Origin of the sequence: Pseudonocardia sp. TRM90224, from assembly GCF_021245725.1 — a bacterium.
In the GTDB taxonomy this organism is placed as follows: Bacteria; Actinomycetota; Actinomycetes; order Mycobacteriales; family Pseudonocardiaceae; genus Pseudonocardia.
The window spans coordinates 14912-32300 of sequence record NZ_JAJGSX010000013.1 but is presented as its reverse complement, the minus strand read 5'-3'; the positions used below and the strand labels follow the sequence as shown (position 1 = coordinate 32300).

The window sequence follows — 17389 nt, the reverse complement described above, 5'->3', positions numbered from 1 at the left end:
CCAGGCGAGCGCCGCCGGGTCCGTTTTGTCGTGTGGCTCACCACACCGGTCGCACCGCTCCACGTCCACAGTGTCGCCCGCCACGGGACGGGCCGAGAACCACCCTTGACGGCCACCCCCCGCTCTGCGAGTTTTAGACCAAACATCTAGTCCGGAGGTGTGCATGGCGGTGATCGGTCTCGACATCGGGGGCTCGACCACCCGGGCGGCTCGCGCCGAGGACGGCGTCGTCGTCGCGGAGGCCGAGTCGGGCAGCGCGAACATCGCCGCCGTCGAGGTCGGGGAAGCCGGGCGGCGCATCGCCGAGGCGATCTCCGCGGTCGGCACGGACGGGGTGGTCGCCGTCTGCGCCGGCGCGGCGGGCGCCGACGCCGACGACTCGGTGCGGACCATGCACGACCTGGTGGCGGCCTGCGTCCCCGGTGCGGCCGTCGGCATCGTGCACGACGCACGGCTCGTGCTCGCCGCGGCCGGCCTCGACGTCGGCGTGGCGGTGATCAGCGGGACCGGTTCGGTCGCGTGGGGTGCATCCGCCGATGGGCAGGACGCGCGCGCGGGCGGCTGGGGCCACCTCCTCGGCGACGAGGGCAGCGCGTTCCAGGTCGCGCTCGACGCCGTCCGGCACGGCCTGCACCGGATGAACCGCGGTGAGCCCGTCGACGCCCTCACGTCCGCGATGCTCGACGCCTGCGGCCTGACCAGGCCCGAGAGCCTCATCGACCACGTGTACGCCCGGACCGAGCGCAGCGCAGGCGGAGCGAGCATCAGCACCGACAAGCGCTACTGGGCGCGGCACGCCGGTGTCGTCGCGGCGCTGGCCGAGCGCGGCGACCCGGCCGCGGGCGCGGTGCTCGACACGGCGGCCGACGCGCTCGTCGCGCTCGCCTCGACCGTGCTGACCCGGCTGGCGATCCCGGGGCCCCTCGTGCTCGGCGGCGGGTTCGTCCTGCACCAGCCCGCGCTCGCGCAGCGCGTGCGCGACCGGCTGCCCACGACCGAGATCCGCCTGCTCGACACGGCACCGGTGTTCGGCGCCGTGCGTCTCGCCCAGCAACTCGAAACGTCCCAACTGGAGACGGCAATGGCGCCGGCCCAGCCCGACCCCGCTTGGGAGCGCGCATGATCAGCACCACGGACCGTCCCGCCGACCAGTCGCTCCCGCCGGGCAGCCTGATGGCGGCCGAGATCGCCGAGCAGCCGGCCGCGTGGCGGCGCCTGCTCACCGACGGTGCGGCCGCGGGCCTCGAGGCCGCCGCGGCGCTGATCAGGGAGCGCGCGCCGCGGATGGTGCTGTTCGCCGCGCGCGGCACGAGCGATCACGCCGCGCTTTACGCGAAGTACCTCGTGGAGATCGAGCACGGGCTGGCCGCCGGGCTCGTCTCGCCTTCGACCATGACCGCCTACGACGCCCGTCCCGACCTGCGGGACGTGCTGATGATCGGCGTGAGCCAGTCGGGCGGCTCACCGGACCTGGTCCGGTCGCTCGACGTCGCCAGGGCCGGCGGGGCGCTGACCGTGGCCGTCACCAACAACCCCGGCTCCCCGCTCGCGGCCGCGGCGCACGTACACGTCGACGTGCTGGCCGGGCCCGAGCGCGCGGTCGCGGCGACCAAGTCGTACACGTCGCAGCTGCTCGCGCTGCACCTGCTGTGGGACCGGGTGCGCGGCGGCAACGGCGGCATGGCCGCAGCGCTGCCCGACCTGGGCGATTCGCTGCTGGCGCGCGACCACGAGGTCGCCGCGCTCGCCGGCCGCTACCGGTTCGCGCAGCGGATGCTCACGACCGGGCGGGGCTACTCGTACCCGACGGCGCGCGAGGCGGCGCTGAAGCTCATGGAGACCGCGTACGTCTCTGCGCAGGCGTTCTCCGGCGCCGACCTCATGCACGGCCCGCTCGCGCTGGTGGAGCCGCAGGTCCCGGTGTTCGCGGTGGTCGCGGAGGGCATCGGCGGCACCGCGATGGAGCCGGTGCTCGCCGGGCTCGCCGAGCGCAGCGCCGACGTGTGCTGCGTCGGGCGGCCCGACGCCGTCGCCGGTGCGGCGGTCGGGTTCACGCTGCCCTCTGGCACGCCCGAGCAGCTCTCCCCGCTGCTGGAGATCATCCCGTTCCAGATGCTCGCGCGGCACGTCGCCGTCGACCGCGGCGGCGACCCGGACGCGCCTCGCGGCCTGCGCAAGGTCACGGAGACCCTCTGATGGCACTCTTCACGGCCGCCACGGTCGTGATCGGTGCCGGCCCCGACGAGATCGGCGTCGGCCCCGGCTGGGTCGACGTCGAGGGCGACCGGATCGTCGGCGCGGCGCTCGGCACCCCGCCGCGGATGTCTGATCATGACCTGGGCGACGCCGTGCTCGTGCCGGGGTTCGTCGACCAGCACGTCCACGGTGGCGCCGGGGCCGCGTTCACCGGCGGCGACCAGGAGGAGGCGATGCGCGCGGTGCGGTTCCACCGCGCGCACGGCACGACCACGATGGTCGGCAGCCTCGTTGCGGCCTCCCCCGCCGACCTGCGCCGCGACGTCGACGCGCTCGGCGATCTCGTCGCCGACGGGGAGCTGGTCGGGGTGCACCTGGAGGGCCCGTGGCTGGCGGCGGCGCGCTGCGGCGCGCACGATCCCCTCCAGCTGCGCGACCCGGACCCGGCCGAGCTGGACGCCCTGCTGCGGACGGGCCGGATCGCGATGATCACGCTCGCCCCCGAGCGCGACGGCGGGCTCGACGCGGTGCGGCGCATCGCGGCCGCCGGGGCCGTCGCCGCGCTCGGCCACACCGACGCCAGCTACGCGCTCACCCGCGAGGCCATCGCGGCCGGGGCGCGCGTCGGGACGCATCTGTTCAACGCGATGGCGCCGGTGCACCACCGGGAGCCCGGCCCGGCGATCGCGCTGATGGAGGACGAGCGCGTGACCGTCGAGCTGGTGACCGACGGGGTGCACGTCCATCCGGCGCTCTGGTCGCACGTGGTCGCGAGCGCCGGGCAGGGCCGGGTCGCGGCCGTCACCGACGCGATGGCCGCGGCCGGGATGCCCGACGGCGAGTACCGGCTGGGCGCGCTGAAGGTGGCCGTCGTCGACCGGCTCGCGCGGCTCGACACCGGGACCATCGCAGGCAGCACGGCGACCACCGACGAGCTGTTCGGCAACGTCGTGCGGCACTCCGGACTGCCGCGCGAGGCCGCACTGGTACGTGCCGTCGCCATGACGGCCACGGCACCGGCGCGCGCGCTCGGGCTCGCAGACGTCGGCGCCATCGCCACCGGCCGGCGGGCCGACCTCGTGGTGCTCGATCCCGACCTGCGCGTCCGTGACGTCTACCGGGCCGGCGTCCGCGTCGCGACCCAGGAGCCGTCCACGCTGACGGGTTGACCGTCGACAACGACGTTTTGGCTGTTGTTAGCGCTAACAAACGACCAGAACGTCGTTGTCGACGCGTACCACGCTGGGAGTAGGCGCGGTGTCGACCGCAGTACGACGTGCCGGGTACGCCCGCGGCGACACCATTTCCCGCATGACAGCAACACGACCGGCACCCGCCCGCGTGCCCGCCGCGTCCGTCGGGTGGCGCATGCGACCGCTGACCCGCAAGGTGATGCTGATCGTGCACATCGTCTCGGCGGGCGCGTGGCTGGGCATCGATTTGATGGTCGGCGTGCTCGTCTTCACCGGGCGGCTCGCGCCCGACCCCGTCGTCGCCGGGCTCGGCTACCAGGCGCTCGGCCTGTTCCTGCTGTGGCCGCTGCTCGTGGCCGCGCTCGCGACGCTGGTCAGCGGCATCGTGATGGGGCTGGGCACGAAGTACGGGCTCCTGCGGCACTGGTGGGTCGTCACGAAGCTGGCGATCACCCTCGTGCTGGCCACGCTGATCGTCATCGCGTTGGCGCCCGGCCTCGGCGCGGCCATCGAGCACGGCCGACAGCTGGCCGCCGGCGTGCCGGCCGAGCAGATCACGGCCGGCGTCGACGACCTGATCTACCCGGCACTGGTGGCGCCCAGCGCGCTGCTGATCACCTACCTGCTCTCGGTGATCAAGCCGTGGGGTCGGATCCGCAGGGTCTAGTGCGGTGGCCACGAACGTTGCCGGGTTGATCGCGTGATCCAGGCGGCGCCTCGCAAGGCGCCGCCCGCAGCTCAGACCGGGCGTCTTTGCAAGGGCGGCAACGCCGCGAGGCGTCGTCTGGGCGCGCGAGCGACCCGGTGGACGTTTGTGGCCGCCGCACTAGCGGCGGGTGCGGAGGTAGTCCGCGACCACCTCCGCGCCCAGCCCGTCGAGCGTCGGCGCGACGACCCGCCCACCGCAGCGACGCGCGATGCCGTCGACGAACGCGGCGAGCCGCGGGTCGTCGCCGAGCACGAAGAACGTGAAGTTGGCCCGCAGCCCGGTGATCCGGTCGAGCTCGCCCACCGTGGCCTGCAGCGTCTCGCGGCTCGGCGGGTAGTCGAACACCGCGTTGCCGTCGCTCTCCAGGTGCGCGGTCGGCTCGCCGTCGGTCACGACGAGCACCACCGGTTGCGCGTCGGGGTTGCGGCGCAGGTGCCGGCCGGCGAGCAGCAGCGCGTGGTGCAGATTGGTGCCCTGCTCCCACGCCCCCTCCAGGCCGACCAGCTCGCCCAGCTCGACCGTGCGGGCATGCCGCCCGAACGTGATCAGCTTCAGGTCGTCGCCCCGGAACCGCGTGGAGATCAGCTGGTGCAGCGCGAGCGCGGTGCGCTTCATCGGCACCCACCGCCCGTCCTGCACCATCGACCACGACGTGTCGACGCACAGCGCCACGGCGGCGCGGGTGCGCTGCTCGGTCTCGACGATCTCCACGTCGGTGACGTCGAGCCGCCGCTCGTCGCCGCCCGCCCTGCGCAGCTGCGCGTTCAGCATGGTCCGCGGGACGTTCCAGGCCTCCGTGTCGCCGAACGCCCACGGCCTCGTCGCCCCCGTCGCCTCGCCGGACGCGCCGGAGCGATGGGTCTCGCGCTCGCCGCGGCGGGCGCCGATCCGGTCGACGACGTCGCGCAGCGCCGACTCGCCGAGGCGCCGCAGCGCCTTCGGGGAGAGCTGCAACGAGCCGTCGGGGGCCCGTTCGAAGAGGCCCTGGCGTTGCAGCTCGCGTTCGAGCTCGGCGAGCGCGCGGGCGTCGACGCGGGCCTCCTCGCCGAGGTGCTCGGCGATCGCGTCCAGGTCGATGTCCTCCATGCGGGCGCCCGGGTAGCTCTGCGCCAGCTGCTCGGCCAGCGCGTCGAGCTGCCCGAGCTGCTCCATCGCGCGGGTCGCCTCGCCCATGCCGAGCGGGTTGTCGCCGCGGAAGCGGCCTTGCCCCTCCCAGTCCTCGCCGGGACGCAGGCCCTGCAGCTGCGCGTCGAGCTGGGCGAGCGACTGCGCGAGGCGCGGGTCGCCGAACGCCTGCTGCGCGAGCTCCATCAGCTCCGCGCGCTGCTCGGCGCTCATCGAGTTGAGCATGCGCTGCGCAGCCGCGGCCCGAGCCGCGAGCAGGTCGATCAACTCCCCGGTGTTCTGCGGGTCCTCCGGGAAGAACTCGCCGTGCTTCTGCATGAACTCGCCGAACTGCTGCTGCGTGTCCTGCCCCGCGGCGTGGGCGGCCAGCAGCCCGTTCAGGTCGTCGAGCATCTCCCTGATCCGCTCGACGTCCTCGGGCGTCGCACCCTCCATGGCCTGCTTCATGCCCTGGAAGCGCTGGTCGAGCAGCTCGCGCCCGAGCAGCTCGCGGATCTCCTCGTACGCCTCGCGGGCGTCGGCGGAGCGCCACTGGTACTGGTCGAGCTCGCGGACCGCCCCGCCGGTGTCGGACGGCAGCGCGTCGAGCTGCATCTCGCGGAAGCGGGCGTCGTCGCCGTCGTCGCGGGCGAGGCTCTCGCGCTCCGCGTCGAGGGCACGCTGCAGGAGCTCGCGGACCTCCTGCAGCGTGCCGTCGAGCCGGTTCTCCCGCTGCAGGCGGCTGCGCCGCTCCCAAACCTGCCTGGTCAGCTCGTCCAGACCCCTGCGGTTCTCCGTCCCCCGGCGCAGCAGCTCCTGCAGCGCCGAACGCGGGGAAGCGCCCTCCATGACGTCACGGCCGATCTCGTCCATCGCGGCCCGCAGGTCGAACGGAGGGGCGAGCGGGTCGGGGCCGTCGACGTAGGGACCGTACTGCACATGTCGATCTCGCCGTGGCACGGATTCCACGCTACGCCCGGATCGCGGCCGGCCGCACGGACCGAGCGGACGAGGCCCCGGGGGAGGGCAGGAAAGCCACTTTCCTGCCCTGTGAGGGCCGGAAAGTGGCTTTGCTGCCCTCGCGTACATGCCCCGCCGGGGTCGTCACACCATGGCGGGCTCCGGCTCGGGGGTGGGTTCCGGCCCCGTCGCGATCTTGAGCGCCTTGACGAGCGAGCGGTACAGCTCGTCGCGCCCCAGCAGCTCGCCGTGGGTGCCCATCGCGCGGATCGCGCCGCCCTCCAGCACGACGATGCGGTCGGCGTCGACCACCGTCGAGAGCCGGTGCGCGATCGTCACCACCGCTCCCCTGCTCGCCACGCGGTGGATCGCCTCCTGCACGGCGGCCTCGGTGAGGCCGTCGAGCTGCGCGGTGGCCTCGTCGAGCAGCAGGATCTCCGGCTCCGACACGAGCGCCCTGGCCAGTGCGATGCGCTGGCGCTCGCCGCCGGAGATCTGGGCGCTCGCGAGCGGGGTGTCGAGCCCCCGCTCCAGCTCCCGGGCCCGGTCGGCCAGCCGCACGGCGTCGAGCGCGGCCCAGAGCTGCTCCTCGGTGGCGTCCGGGTGGGTGTAGGTGAGGTTCTCCCGCAGCGTCCCCACCACCAGCGGGGTGTCCTGCTCGACGTAGACGATCCGCCTGCGGATCTCCGCGAGCGGCCGCGACGCCAGCGGCGTCCCGTCGAGCAGCAGGGTGCCCTCCGACGGGGAGTGGAACCCGAGCATCAGCGAGAACATCGTCGTCTTGCCCGCACCGGACGGCCCGACGATCGCGGTGTGCCCGACAGCGGGGATGTCGAGCCGGATCCCGTCGACGGCGGCGGGACCGTCGGCGTGGTAGCGCGCGGTGACGTCGCGGAACGACAGGACCCCCGCCACCGGCTCCGGCTCGCCGGCGGTGACCGCCGGCGCCGAGCGCTCGACCTCCAGCCGCTGCACCTCACGGATGCGCGCGGCCGCGGCGACGCCCGACTGCAGCGACGTCATCGTGGTCGAGAGCTCCGTGACCGGCCCCATCAGCTGGAACGCGTAGAGCAGGAACGCGACCAGGCCGGAGACGGCCAGCACGCCGGCACCGACCCGCCACGCCCCGACCGCGAGGATCAGCAGGATCGCGAGCTGGATGCCGCCGCCAGCGACGGTCCACGCGACCGACTCGATCCGGACCGCACGGAAGCTCGCCCGGCGCGAGCCGTCGGCCTCGGTGATGATCCGGGCGCTCTCCCGCTCCTCGGCGCGGCTCGACTTGACCGTCTTGATCGCGCGCAGCGCCCCCTCCAGCGCTCCGCCCATCCGGCCGACGGCGTCCTGCGCGCTCTGGTTCGCCGTCGCGATGCCCGGCATGAGCAGCGCGAACGCGATGACGACCAGCAAGATCGCGCCCATCGTCGTCGCGAAGAGCACGACGTCGAGCATCGCCATCAGCGCCAGCGCGCCGACGAGCCCGACCAGGCCGTTGACCAGCTGGACGATGTTGCCGGCCGCCTCGCGCAGCAACACCGTGTCGGACGTGACCCGGGTGACCAGCTCACCAGCCGGTCGCGTGCCGAGCTCCCCCAGCCGCACCCGGAAGAGCCTGCGCACCATCGTGCTGCGCGCGTCGAACACGATCGTCTCGGCCAGCCGGCCCATGACGATCCACTGCACCATGCCGACGGCCGAGCCGACCACGAGCAGCACGACCAGCAGCAGGACGACCGGCCCGATCGGCGCCGCGACGGCCAACCCGTCGAGCAGCTGCTTCGTGACCAGCGGCGTCACCAGCGTCGCGCCCGTCGTGACCAGCCCCAGCACCAGCCCGAGCGCCAGCACCCACCGGTGCGGCCGCACGAACGACCACATGACTTTGATGTTCTGCCAACGGGACCCCTCACTACCCATGCGGGCCATCCTAGCACCGTAATAGGACAGCTCTGTCTTATTTTTCGTCAGCAGTGCGCTGTTATAGTGCGCAGCATGTCCATCGAGGCCGAGTCAGGGACGCGGGCGCGCACCCGGCGCGCCATCCTCGACGCCGCCGTCACCGTGCTCTCGGAGCGGCGCACCGCGTCGATGTCGGAGATCGCCGACGCCGCGAACGTGGCCCGCAGCACGCTGCACCGCTACTTCGCCGACCGCGCCGAGCTGATCGAGGCGCTCGTCGACAACGCCATCGCCCGCGGGAGCGCCGCCGTGCAGGAAGCCGCGCTCGACAAGGGCCCGGCGACGGACGCGATCCGCAGGCTCGCCCTCGCCTACTTCGACCTCGGGCCGTTGATGACGTTCCTCTGGCAGGAGCTCTCGCTCGACCAGGAGGACCATCCGTTCTGGCAGAAGATGGAGGCGCAGGGCGACCCGATGACCGAGGTCGTCGAACGTGGACTCGCCGACGGCAGCTTCGACCCGGCCTTCGAGGCCGAGTGGATCCGCCACATGTTCTGGGCGGTCGTCTTCAGCACCTGGGAGTTGGTCAGCGACGGCCGGATGGCGCGCCAGCCCGCCATCAGCGCGATGCTCCGGACGATCGAGAAGGCGCTCGCGACGGAGGCCGCGGGCGCCTGAGGGGGCGGCGGGGAGCCACGGCGCGGATGTGCCAGGAAGGTCCGCCATGGCCCTCCGGGCTGCCAAGAGGGATGAGAATCCGTGCTGGGTGCGGCGCTCGGGTGTGCGGCAGCGGTGGGGCCGGGACGCGACGCCGAGGATGCCGGGAAAGTGGCTTTCCCGGCGTGTGGGGCCGGGAACGTGGCTTTCCCGGCAACGTGTGCGTCCCGCACCCATCCGGCGTGCACCCCGGGCGCGATGGGCCAGCAGGGAAGGTCAGGAAACCTTTCCTGGCAACACATGCAGGACGCACGCGTTGCCAGGGGTCAGCTGTAGCTGACCGTGTTGTCGTCCGACTCGTCCTTGGCGAGGCGGCGGGTGAGGAACAGCAGCTCGAGCGCCAGCTCGGCGGCGCTCGCCATCGGGCCGGGCTCCTCGGTGCCGCTCGCACCGAGCCGGCGGGCGACCTCGGTGAGCGCCTCGACGGCCGGGAGGGCCGCGACCACCTCGATCGCCGGCACCCGCTCGCCGGTGCGGACCGGGGTCTGCGCGACCGCCTCCGCGAGCGGGGTCAGGTCGATGCCGCGCAGCCTGGCGCGCGCGGTGCCGGCCGTCGCCCGGCGCAGGAGGTGCGTCAGGTGCTCCTCCTCGCGGCCCTCCTCGCCGGAGGCGAACTCCAGCTTGCCGCGCAGCACCGACGGCACCGACTCGAGGTCGATCGGGCGGGCCACGGCGCGCTCCTCGCCCGTGATCGCCGCGCGCCGCAGCGCGGCCGCGGCGACCGTCTCGGCCGCGGCGACGGCGAACCGGGCCGAGACGCCGGAGCCCTGGTCGACCGCGCTCGACTCGCGCAGCGACCGCGTGAACCGGGCGACGATCTCCAGCAGGTGCCGCGGCACCGCCGCGACCAGCTCGGCCTCCTGCTCTACCAGCGCGATCTCGTCGGCCAGCTCGAGCGGGTAGTGCGTGCGGACCTCGGCGCCGAACCGGTCCTTGAGCGGGGTGATGATCCGCCCGCGGTTGGTGTAGTCCTCCGGGTTGGCGCTGGCGACCAGCAGGACGTCGAGCGGGAGGCGCAGCGTGTAGCCGCGCACCTGGATGTCGCGCTCCTCCATCACGTTGAGCAGCGCGACCTGGATGCGCTCGGCGAGGTCGGGCAGCTCGTTGATCGCGACGATCCCGCGGTGGGCGCGTGGCACGAGCCCGAAGTGGATCGTCTCGGGGTCGCCGAGCGAGCGGCCCTCCGCGACCTTGACCGGGTCGACGTCGCCGATGAGGTCGGCGACGGCGGTGTCGGGGGTGGCGAGCTTCTCGGTGTAGCGCTCGTCGCGGTGGCGCCAGGCGACCGGCAGGTCGTCGCCCAGCTCGGCGGCGCGGCGGCGCGACGCGGGTGTGATCGGTGCGTAGGGGTGTTCGCCCAGTTCGGAGCCGTCGATGACGGGCGTCCACTCGTCGAGGAGGCCGGACAGAGCGCGCAGGAGGCGCGTCTTGCCCTGGCCGCGCTCGCCGAGCAGCACGACGTCGTGTCCGGCGATGAGGGCGCGCTCCAGCTGCGGGAGCACGGTCTGCCCGAAGCCGACGATGCCGGGCCACGGGTCGCGCCCCTCGCGGAGCGCGGTGATCAGGTTGGCGCGGATCTCGTCCTTCACACCACGAAGCTCGTGGCCGGACTCGCGCAGCGCGCCGAGGGTACGGGGAAGATCTTGGGGCACGGATTCCACGCTACGCCCGGCCCGGCGGGATGTCCGAACGTCGGGGAAACTTCGGTGCCGTCAAGCAACAAAAGCCGCGAGCATGGTGTTGTAAGTCCCGTGGAATCCCCAACGCGCTCGGCCGTGCTGCTCGGCCTCCTGTTCGGTTTGGCGGGCACCAGCACGTCCGCGGTGACCGTCGCGCTGCCGGAGCTGACCGCCGACCTCGGCATCTCCGTCGCGACGGGCGTGTGGATCATCAGCGGGTACACGGTGGCGCTCGCGGTCGCGACACCGACGCACGGGCGGATCGCCGACATGGTCGGCATCCGGCTCCCGCTCTGCCTCGGCATCGCGGCGATGTCGCTGGGTGCGCTCGCCGCGGCGCTCGCACCGAACTTCGCGGTGCTGATGATCGCGAGGATCGTGCAGGGCGCGGGCGCCGCTGCCGTGCCCGTGCTCGCGACGGCGCTGATCAGCGCGCGGTGGAGCGGCGACCAGCAAGGCGCCGCGCTCGGCCGCATCGCGGGGACCTCCGCGACCCTCAGCGCGCTGGGCCCGCTGCTGGGCGGCGCGCTGGAGGCGTTCGGCGGATGGCGGTGGGCGCTCGCGCTGCCGGTGATCGGGCTGCTCGCGATCCCGCCGCTCTGGCGGGCGGCACCCGGTGGCGGGACGGGCGAGCGGATCGACAAGCTCGGCGCGACGCTGGTCGCCGTTGCCGCGTCCGGGCTCGTGCTGCTGATCCAGTCGCCGTCGGCGGGACAGGTCGCGGCCGTGCTGGGCGCCGTCCTGCTCGTCGTGGGGGTGCCGGCGGTCGTGCTGCGGGTGCGCAAGCGGCCCGACGGCTTCCTGCCCCGCGCCGTCATCACCAACGCGGTGGTCCTGCGCAGCGCGTTCGCGGCGGCCGCGGTGCCGGCGAGCTGGTTCGCGCTGCTGCTCGGGGTGCCGCTCGCGGCCGCGTCGTGGGGGTGGACGCCGCTCGCGACGGGGGTGCTGCTGCTCCCGGCCGCCGTCGTCGGCTTCCTCTCCCCGCCGGTCGCGAGGTGGCTCCTGCACCGCCTCGGCGCGCACCGCGCTTTGACGCTGGCCTGCCCGACAGCGATCGTCGCGCTCCTCGTCTCCGCTGCAGGTGGGGCGTTCGACTCGCCGGTGCTGCTCGCGATCGGCGTCGCGCTGGTGACGGTCGCGTTCGGCGTCGGGCACCCGGCGATGATCTCCTCGGTCGGCGCCGCCGTCGGCGGCGAGCAGCGCGGGGTCGCGCTCGGCATCGCGACGCTCGTCTTCCTGACCGGCGCGAGCGTCGGCGCGGCGCTGGTCGGCGGGCTCGCCGACGTGATCGGGGTGCCGGGCGCGCTCATCGCGCTGATCGCGCTCCCGGTGGCCGGGGTGACGACGCTGCTGCTCCGCCGCCGCGAGCCGGCCACCACGTAGCTCCCACCGGCTCCGCCGGTGGGCAGGAAAGCCACTTTCCTGCCCCCACAGGGCCGGAAAGTGGCTTTCCTGCCCTCCCCGGGTGCGGTTCCGGGAGGTGACTCCCCCACCGCCCGTGGGGCTTGCCCCACCCAGGCTCGGGGGCGCACCGGCTGATCAACGGGCCGCCGTCCGGCGAGGCTCGTGGCATGACGATCGACACCGCTACACGGGCAGGGAGCGACTTCTCCGTGCTGTCGCGCCGCATCGCGGCCGCGGGGCTGCTGGAGCGCAAGCCCGCCTACTACGTCGGCCGGTTCGCGCTGGTCGGGGCCGCCGCGGCGGCGACGGTCACGGCGTTCGTCCTGCTCGGCAGCTCGCCGTGGCAGCTGCTGGTTGCGCTCGTGGCGGCCGCGTTGTACGGGCAGGTCGCGCTGCTCGCGCACGACGTCGCGCACCGGCAGGTGTTCCGCACGCGGGCCCCGTCGGCGGTGGTCGGGCGGCTGCTGGGCAACCTCGGAATCGGCATGTCGTACGGCTGGTGGATGGACAAGCACACCCGCCACCACGCCAACCCCAACCACGAGGGCCTCGACCCCGACGTCGAGCCGGGCGCGCTCGCGTTCACGCAGGAGCAGACCAGCCGCAGCACCGGCGCGTTCCGGTTCATCCAGCGCCACCAACGGGTGCTGTTCTTCCCGCTGCTGACGCTCGCCGGCATCGACCTGCGCCGCGCCAGCCTGCAAGGGCTCCTCGGCGCCGGCGGGGCCCGGATCGAACGCCGCGGCCTGGAGCTCGCGCTGATCGCCGCGCATGTCGTCGGCTACCTGGCGGCGCTCTTCCTCGTGCTGCCGCCGGCGCTGGCGGTGGCGTTCTTCCTCGTGCACCAGTGCGCGTTCGGCGTCTACCTCGGCTCGATCTTCGCGCCGAACCACAAGGGAATGGAGATGCCGCAGGAGAAGCTCGACTTCCTGCGCAAGCAGGTCGTCACCTCCCGCAACGTGCACGGCGGGCCGGGCACCGACCGGGTGCTGCACGTCGCGATGGGCGGGCTCAACCACCAGATCGAGCACCACCTCTTCCCCAGCATGCCGACGCCGAACCTGCGTGCGGCACGTGTGGTCGTGCGCGACTACTGCGCCGAGATCGGCGTGCCCTACCACTCGACGGGCCTCGTGGCGTCGTGGCGGGAGACCCTGCGCCACCTCGACCACGCGAGCGAACCGCTGCGCTGACGTCCGATTCGTTCACGACCTGAGCGCGCCGTTCGGGAAAGGTGACCGGCATGGACATCGATCTGGACGCAGCGACGCGCTTCATGGCGACCCACGCCCGCCAGCTCGACCGCAGGCGGTACGCGCACCTGATCATCGGCGACGACGCGGCGGGGGTCGTCGCCGCGGTCAACGCCTATCGCAATGCCGACGGCGGCTACGGCTGGGGACTCGAACCCGACCTGCGCAGCTCGTCGAGCCAGCCGGGGGCCGCGCTGCACGCGTTCGAGGCCCTCGCCGACGCCGGCGTGGCCACCCCGGAGGGGCCGGCGCTGTGCGACTGGCTGGCGACGGTCGCCCTCCCGGACGGCGGCGGCCCGTTCGCACTGCCGATCGACGACCCGGCCGGGTGCGCGCCGTTCTGGGCGGACGCCGACCACACGACGTCGTCGCTGCAGATCACGGCGGCGGTCGTCGCGAACGCGCACCGGCTCGCCCGGCACGACCCCGCCGTGGCGGCGCACCCCTGGCTGGCGGCGGCGACCAGGTACTGCCTGGACGCCATCCGGGCCCTCGACGACTCGCCGCACGCCATCGAGCTGATGTTCGCGCTGCACCTGCTGGACGTACTGCACCCGACGCACCCGGAGGCCGTCGACCTCGTGGCGCAGCTGGGCAAGCACATCCCCGACGACGGGGTGCTGCCGGTCGCGGGCGGGAAGCCGGACGAGGCGCTGCGCCCGCTCGACGTCGCGCCGCTGCCCGACGGCCCGGTGCGCGCGCTGTTCAGCGCCGACGTGATCGCCGCCGACCTCGACCGGCTCGCATCGCAGCAGGAGGACGACGGCGGCTGGACCGTCGACTTCGCCAGCTACTCCCCCGCCGCGGCGGCGGAGTGGCGCGGCTACGCGACCGTCGCGGCGGTCACGACCCTGCGCGCCAACAAGCGCCTCGGCGCCTAACCCGCCCCCGAATCGTGGGCCCCAGGTCCTGCGGGGGAGGGCAGGAAAGCCACTTTCCTGCCCTGTGAGGGCCGGAAAGTGGCTTTGCTGCCCTCGCGTGGGGAACGCACACATGACCCGGCCGCCATAGCGGGATTGCGCTGAGGGGGCGTGCGCCGGCCCGGTCCGGCGGTTGGTGCCGGATTGTCGGGGCCGTTCGCTACCTTCCGACCATGATCGACGGTTCACCCGATGGGGTGGCGTGGGAGCGGGCGAGCCTGGTGCGGGTGGCGCCGCCGGTGCGGCCGCGGAAGCTGGCGAAGGTCCCTTTCCTCGAGCTCGCCGACGGCCGCCTGCAAGGCGTCGTCTCGAGCGGCTCGGACATCGAACGGGTCTACGTCTCCTCCTTCGCGGCGGGGACGCACGCCTTCACCTGCAGCACCAACAACAACCGCCCGTGCGGCGGCGTGTCGGCCCAGCACGCGTGCAAGCACCTGCAGCTGCTCGTCGCCGAGGCCACGCTGCAGTACGGGACGCAGCGGGTGGCCCGCTACCTGCGGGTCGAGGCGCCGGAGGGCGCCGAGCTGATCACGTGCCTGCGCGGGCACCACGAGCCCGCCCCGGCTGCTGCCGTGTTCAGCCGGTTCCTGCGCCACCTCGCCTACCTCGAGGTGCCCGACAGCACCGCGCCCGTCCCGGAGCTGGCCTGGTTCCCCGCAACGGCGGTGGGCTGATGCTCGCGCAGCAGCTCACGGCGATGCAGGGCGCGCCGGCCGGGATCGACGACGCCGCCGAGCTGGCGGCCGGGTTCGACGACGCGCTGGTCGACGGCCTGGCCCGGCTCGGCGAGGAGCACGCGGCGGCCGTAACCGCGCTGGCCGCGGCGTTCGCCGGGTCCCCGCTCGGCGAACGGGTCGCGGCGGCCGCGGCGGCGGTCACCGCGGGCTCGCCGTCCGACGCCGATCTGGTTGCGCTCGCCGGCGCCCGGACGGCGCTCTTCGGCTCGGTACACGATGCCCTGCTGGGCACGCTCGATTCCGCGCTCGGCCGCGACCGGACGTCGTGGCCGGCGGAGCTCTCGCCCGCGCCGGGCCGGCCCGGCGCGGCGTTGGCCTGGCTGCGCGAGCTCGCCATCAGCGGTTGGCGCGGAGTCGACGACGGGCTGCTCTCGACCGCGGAGCCGGTGATCGAGGCGCTGCTCACCGCGCCGGGTCGGCGCCGGCTCGCGGTGCTGCTCGACGGGTTCGCGGGTGAGCTGCGCGCCGGCAGCCCGCTGGCCACCATGGCGCGCCTGCCGACACGGCGCTGGGCCGACCTCTGGTGCCGGGCCGTGCTGCTCGACGCGGCGGGCACGGTTGGCACGCCCGAGCCGGTGTCGGGCCGCCTGCTGGTGCTCGGCGTCGACGTCGCCGAGCACGCGACGGCGGTGCAGGTCCAGGTGCACGGCGTGCTCGAACCGTCCGACGGCGGGCAGGCGGTGCTCGTGCGGGCCGCGGTGACCGCGGCGAAGGTCGAGACGATCACCGGACCAGCGGTGTGGGCGTTGCTGCGCCGCCACCCGGTGCTGCTCGGGGTGCTCGCGGGCCGGGCGTCCGTCGAGGTCAGCGGCATGCCGATGCTGCCGGGCGGCGAGCTGCTCTGGGACGACGGGTGTGTGGCGGTCGGCGAGGCCGCCGACCCGTTCGTCACCGCCCGGCTGCACCTCGCGGGCGCGCGGGGAGCCGCGGTCGCGCCGATCGACCGCCACCCGGTCGCGATCGCCGAGCCGGTGGTGCTCGAGGGCTACCGGGCCGTCGAGGGCGGTTTCGACCTCGGCGGCGCGACGATCGCCGTCGACACCTCGCGGCTGCCCTCGTGCGGTCCGCTGACCCCGGCGCTCGTCAAGGGCTCGACGGCCTGCATCGGCCTCCTCCGGCACAGCGCCGACGGCTGGCAGCTGCAGCCGCTCGCGGTGCAGGCGAAGGTCAAGCGGGCGCTGACGGTGCTGAGCACGGCCGACTGGGCGTTGGGCCCGACCGACCCTGCGGTCCAGAAAGCGCAGGCCAAGGCGGGCGACGCGGTCGGCGTGCTGCAGGAGCGCGCAGGACGGCTGCTGCGCAAATGAGCGCCGGGGAGATGAGCGCTGCGCAAATGAGCGAATCCAACCACCGTCAGGTCCTCTACTGGCGCCTGCTCGCGCGGCTGTTCGACCCGCAGGAGCACCCTGCGCTGGAGAGCGCCAGCATGGCGGTCACGGAGGCGGCCGGCCTGCCGGGCGCCCTGCTGGACCCGTCGGTCTCGGTCGACACCGTCGTGCAGCGGTTCCCGGAGCTCGCAGGTGAGTTCGAGGAGCTGCTCTCTCCCGGCCGCGAGCACGCCGAGGGCGGCGAGGTGCGCAGAGCTGCGCTGGCGTCGAAGCTGCTGCTCAACGTGTTCTCGACCGGCGCCGGCGCGGTGACGGCCGGTCAGCTCGGCACGTGGCAGGCCGATGCGCGATGGCTGGAGCGCGCACTCGGGCCGGACGGTCGTGGCGAGCACGGGCAAACCGTGGCGGCGATCGAGGCCGACCTGGTGAGCCGCATGCAGCTGCGCGAGGTGCTGGCCGATCCGGTGCTGGCGAAGCAGCTGACGCCGAGCATGTCGTTGATCGAGCAGCTGCTGCGCGACAAGTCGAACCTGTCGGGCGTGGCCCTCGCCAACGCGAAGGCGCTGATCCGGCGGTTCGTCGACGACGTCGCCGAGGTGCTGCGCACGCAGGTCGCGAAGGCGCGCGTGGGCGCCGTCGACCGCTCGGTACCGCCCAAGCGGGTGTTCCGCAACCTCGACGTCGACCGGACGATCTGGAAGAACCTCACCAACTGGGATCCCGAGCAGCAGCGACTGCTCGTCGACACCCTGTACTACCGGCGCACCGCGAAGCGCACCACGCCGGCGCGGCTGATCGTCGTGGTCGACCAGTCCGGCTCGATGGTCGACTCCATGGTCAACTGCACGATCCTGGCGTCGATCTTCGCCGGGCTGCCGAACGTCGACGTGCACCTGATCGCGTACGACACCCGCGCGCTCGACCTCACGCCGTGGGTACACGACCCGTTCGAGGTGCTGCTGCGCACCAAACTCGGCGGCGGCAACGACGGTCCGGTCGCCATGGAGATGGCCCGGCCGAAGATCACCGACCCGCGCGACACCGCGATGGTGTGGATCTCCGACTTCTACGAGTTCGACCGGTCGCAGCCGCTCTTCGACGGCATCGAGGCCGTCCACCGTTCCGGGGTGCGGTTCATCCCGGTCGGCTCCGTGACCAGCTCGGGGAGCCAGATCGTGAACCCGTGGTTCCGGACCAAGCTCAAGCAGCTCGGCACGCCGGTGATCTCCGGCCACATCCGCAAGCTCGTCCACGAGCTCAAGAACTTCCTCGACTAGGAGACCGCTCAGC

14 protein-coding genes are annotated in these 17389 nt (G+C 73.6%); 11 read left to right on the top strand and 3 right to left on the bottom strand.

All coding sequences use genetic code 11. The features are described 5' to 3' along the window. Positions 1 to 163: 163 nt before the first annotated feature. From LL648_RS20015 to LL648_RS20000, 4 genes are all read left to right on the top strand, one after another. Positions 164 to 1123 (top strand): N-acetylglucosamine kinase, encoded by a 960-nt coding sequence (locus LL648_RS20015; protein WP_232664142.1) that lies wholly within the window; start codon positions 164 to 166, stop codon positions 1121 to 1123. Beyond that, positions 1120 to 2196 carry an SIS domain-containing protein gene (locus LL648_RS20010; RefSeq protein WP_232664141.1) on the top strand — a complete coding sequence of 359 codons (1077 nt, stop codon included), beginning with the start codon at positions 1120 to 1122 and terminating at the stop codon, positions 2194 to 2196. The genes LL648_RS20015 and LL648_RS20010 overlap by 4 nt, the downstream gene beginning before the upstream one ends. Further along, the gene (locus LL648_RS20005; protein ID WP_232664140.1) at positions 2196 to 3365 is read left to right on the top strand and encodes an N-acetylglucosamine-6-phosphate deacetylase; all 1170 of its coding nucleotides are present in this window, start codon (positions 2196 to 2198) and stop codon (positions 3363 to 3365) included. The genes LL648_RS20010 and LL648_RS20005 overlap by 1 nt, the downstream gene beginning before the upstream one ends. A gap of 142 nt (positions 3366 to 3507) precedes the next feature. Next, positions 3508 to 4056 (top strand): hypothetical protein, encoded by a 549-nt coding sequence (locus LL648_RS20000; RefSeq protein ID WP_232664139.1) that lies wholly within the window; start codon positions 3508 to 3510, stop codon positions 4054 to 4056. 159 nt (positions 4057 to 4215) lie between these two features. Here the strand turns inward: LL648_RS20000 and LL648_RS19995 are convergent, their stop codons facing one another. Together LL648_RS19995 and LL648_RS19990 are read right to left on the bottom strand one after the other, a co-directional pair. Next, the gene (locus tag LL648_RS19995; RefSeq protein ID WP_232664138.1) at positions 4216 to 6171 is read right to left on the bottom strand and encodes a vWA domain-containing protein; all 1956 of its coding nucleotides are present in this window, start codon (positions 6169 to 6171) and stop codon (positions 4216 to 4218) included. Between the two features lie 135 nt (positions 6172 to 6306). After that, complete coding sequence (locus LL648_RS19990) at positions 6307 to 8040, bottom strand: ABC transporter ATP-binding protein (RefSeq protein ID WP_232664137.1); 1734 nt, start codon at positions 8038 to 8040, stop codon at positions 6307 to 6309. A gap of 114 nt (positions 8041 to 8154) precedes the next feature. Here LL648_RS19990 and LL648_RS19985 point away from each other — a divergent pair, with 114 nt between their 5' ends. Continuing rightward, positions 8155 to 8739 (top strand): TetR/AcrR family transcriptional regulator, encoded by a 585-nt coding sequence (locus tag LL648_RS19985; protein WP_232664136.1) that lies wholly within the window; start codon positions 8155 to 8157, stop codon positions 8737 to 8739. Positions 8740 to 9044: 305 nt separating this feature from the next. On the opposite strand, the gene LL648_RS19980 is transcribed toward LL648_RS19985, so the two are convergent. Then, positions 9045 to 10430, bottom strand: coding sequence for an ATP-binding protein (locus LL648_RS19980; RefSeq protein WP_374112080.1), 1386 nt, complete (start codon positions 10428 to 10430; stop codon positions 9045 to 9047). Positions 10431 to 10529: 99 nt separating this feature from the next. Between LL648_RS19980 and LL648_RS19975 the strand changes: the two genes are divergently transcribed. The 6 genes from LL648_RS19975 (at position 10530) to LL648_RS19950 (ending at position 17376) form a co-directional block, all read left to right on the top strand. Further along, positions 10530 to 11840 carry an MFS transporter gene (locus LL648_RS19975; RefSeq protein ID WP_232664134.1) on the top strand — a complete coding sequence of 437 codons (1311 nt, stop codon included), beginning with the start codon at positions 10530 to 10532 and terminating at the stop codon, positions 11838 to 11840. 188 nt (positions 11841 to 12028) lie between these two features. Next, complete coding sequence (locus LL648_RS19970; protein ID WP_232664133.1) at positions 12029 to 13054, top strand: fatty acid desaturase family protein; 1026 nt, start codon at positions 12029 to 12031, stop codon at positions 13052 to 13054. Between the two features lie 50 nt (positions 13055 to 13104). Beyond that, positions 13105 to 13995 (top strand): hypothetical protein, encoded by an 891-nt coding sequence (locus LL648_RS19965; protein WP_232664132.1) that lies wholly within the window; start codon positions 13105 to 13107, stop codon positions 13993 to 13995. A gap of 212 nt (positions 13996 to 14207) precedes the next feature. Next, positions 14208 to 14708, top strand: a complete 501-nt coding sequence (locus tag LL648_RS19960) for a hypothetical protein (protein WP_232664131.1) — start codon at positions 14208 to 14210, stop codon at positions 14706 to 14708. Further along, positions 14708 to 16078 carry a hypothetical protein gene (locus LL648_RS19955; RefSeq protein ID WP_232664130.1) on the top strand — a complete coding sequence of 457 codons (1371 nt, stop codon included), beginning with the start codon at positions 14708 to 14710 and terminating at the stop codon, positions 16076 to 16078. The genes LL648_RS19960 and LL648_RS19955 overlap by 1 nt, the downstream gene beginning before the upstream one ends. 26 nt (positions 16079 to 16104) lie before the next feature. After that, complete coding sequence (locus tag LL648_RS19950; protein WP_232664129.1) at positions 16105 to 17376, top strand: VWA domain-containing protein; 1272 nt, start codon at positions 16105 to 16107, stop codon at positions 17374 to 17376. Positions 17377 to 17389 lie beyond the last annotated feature (13 nt).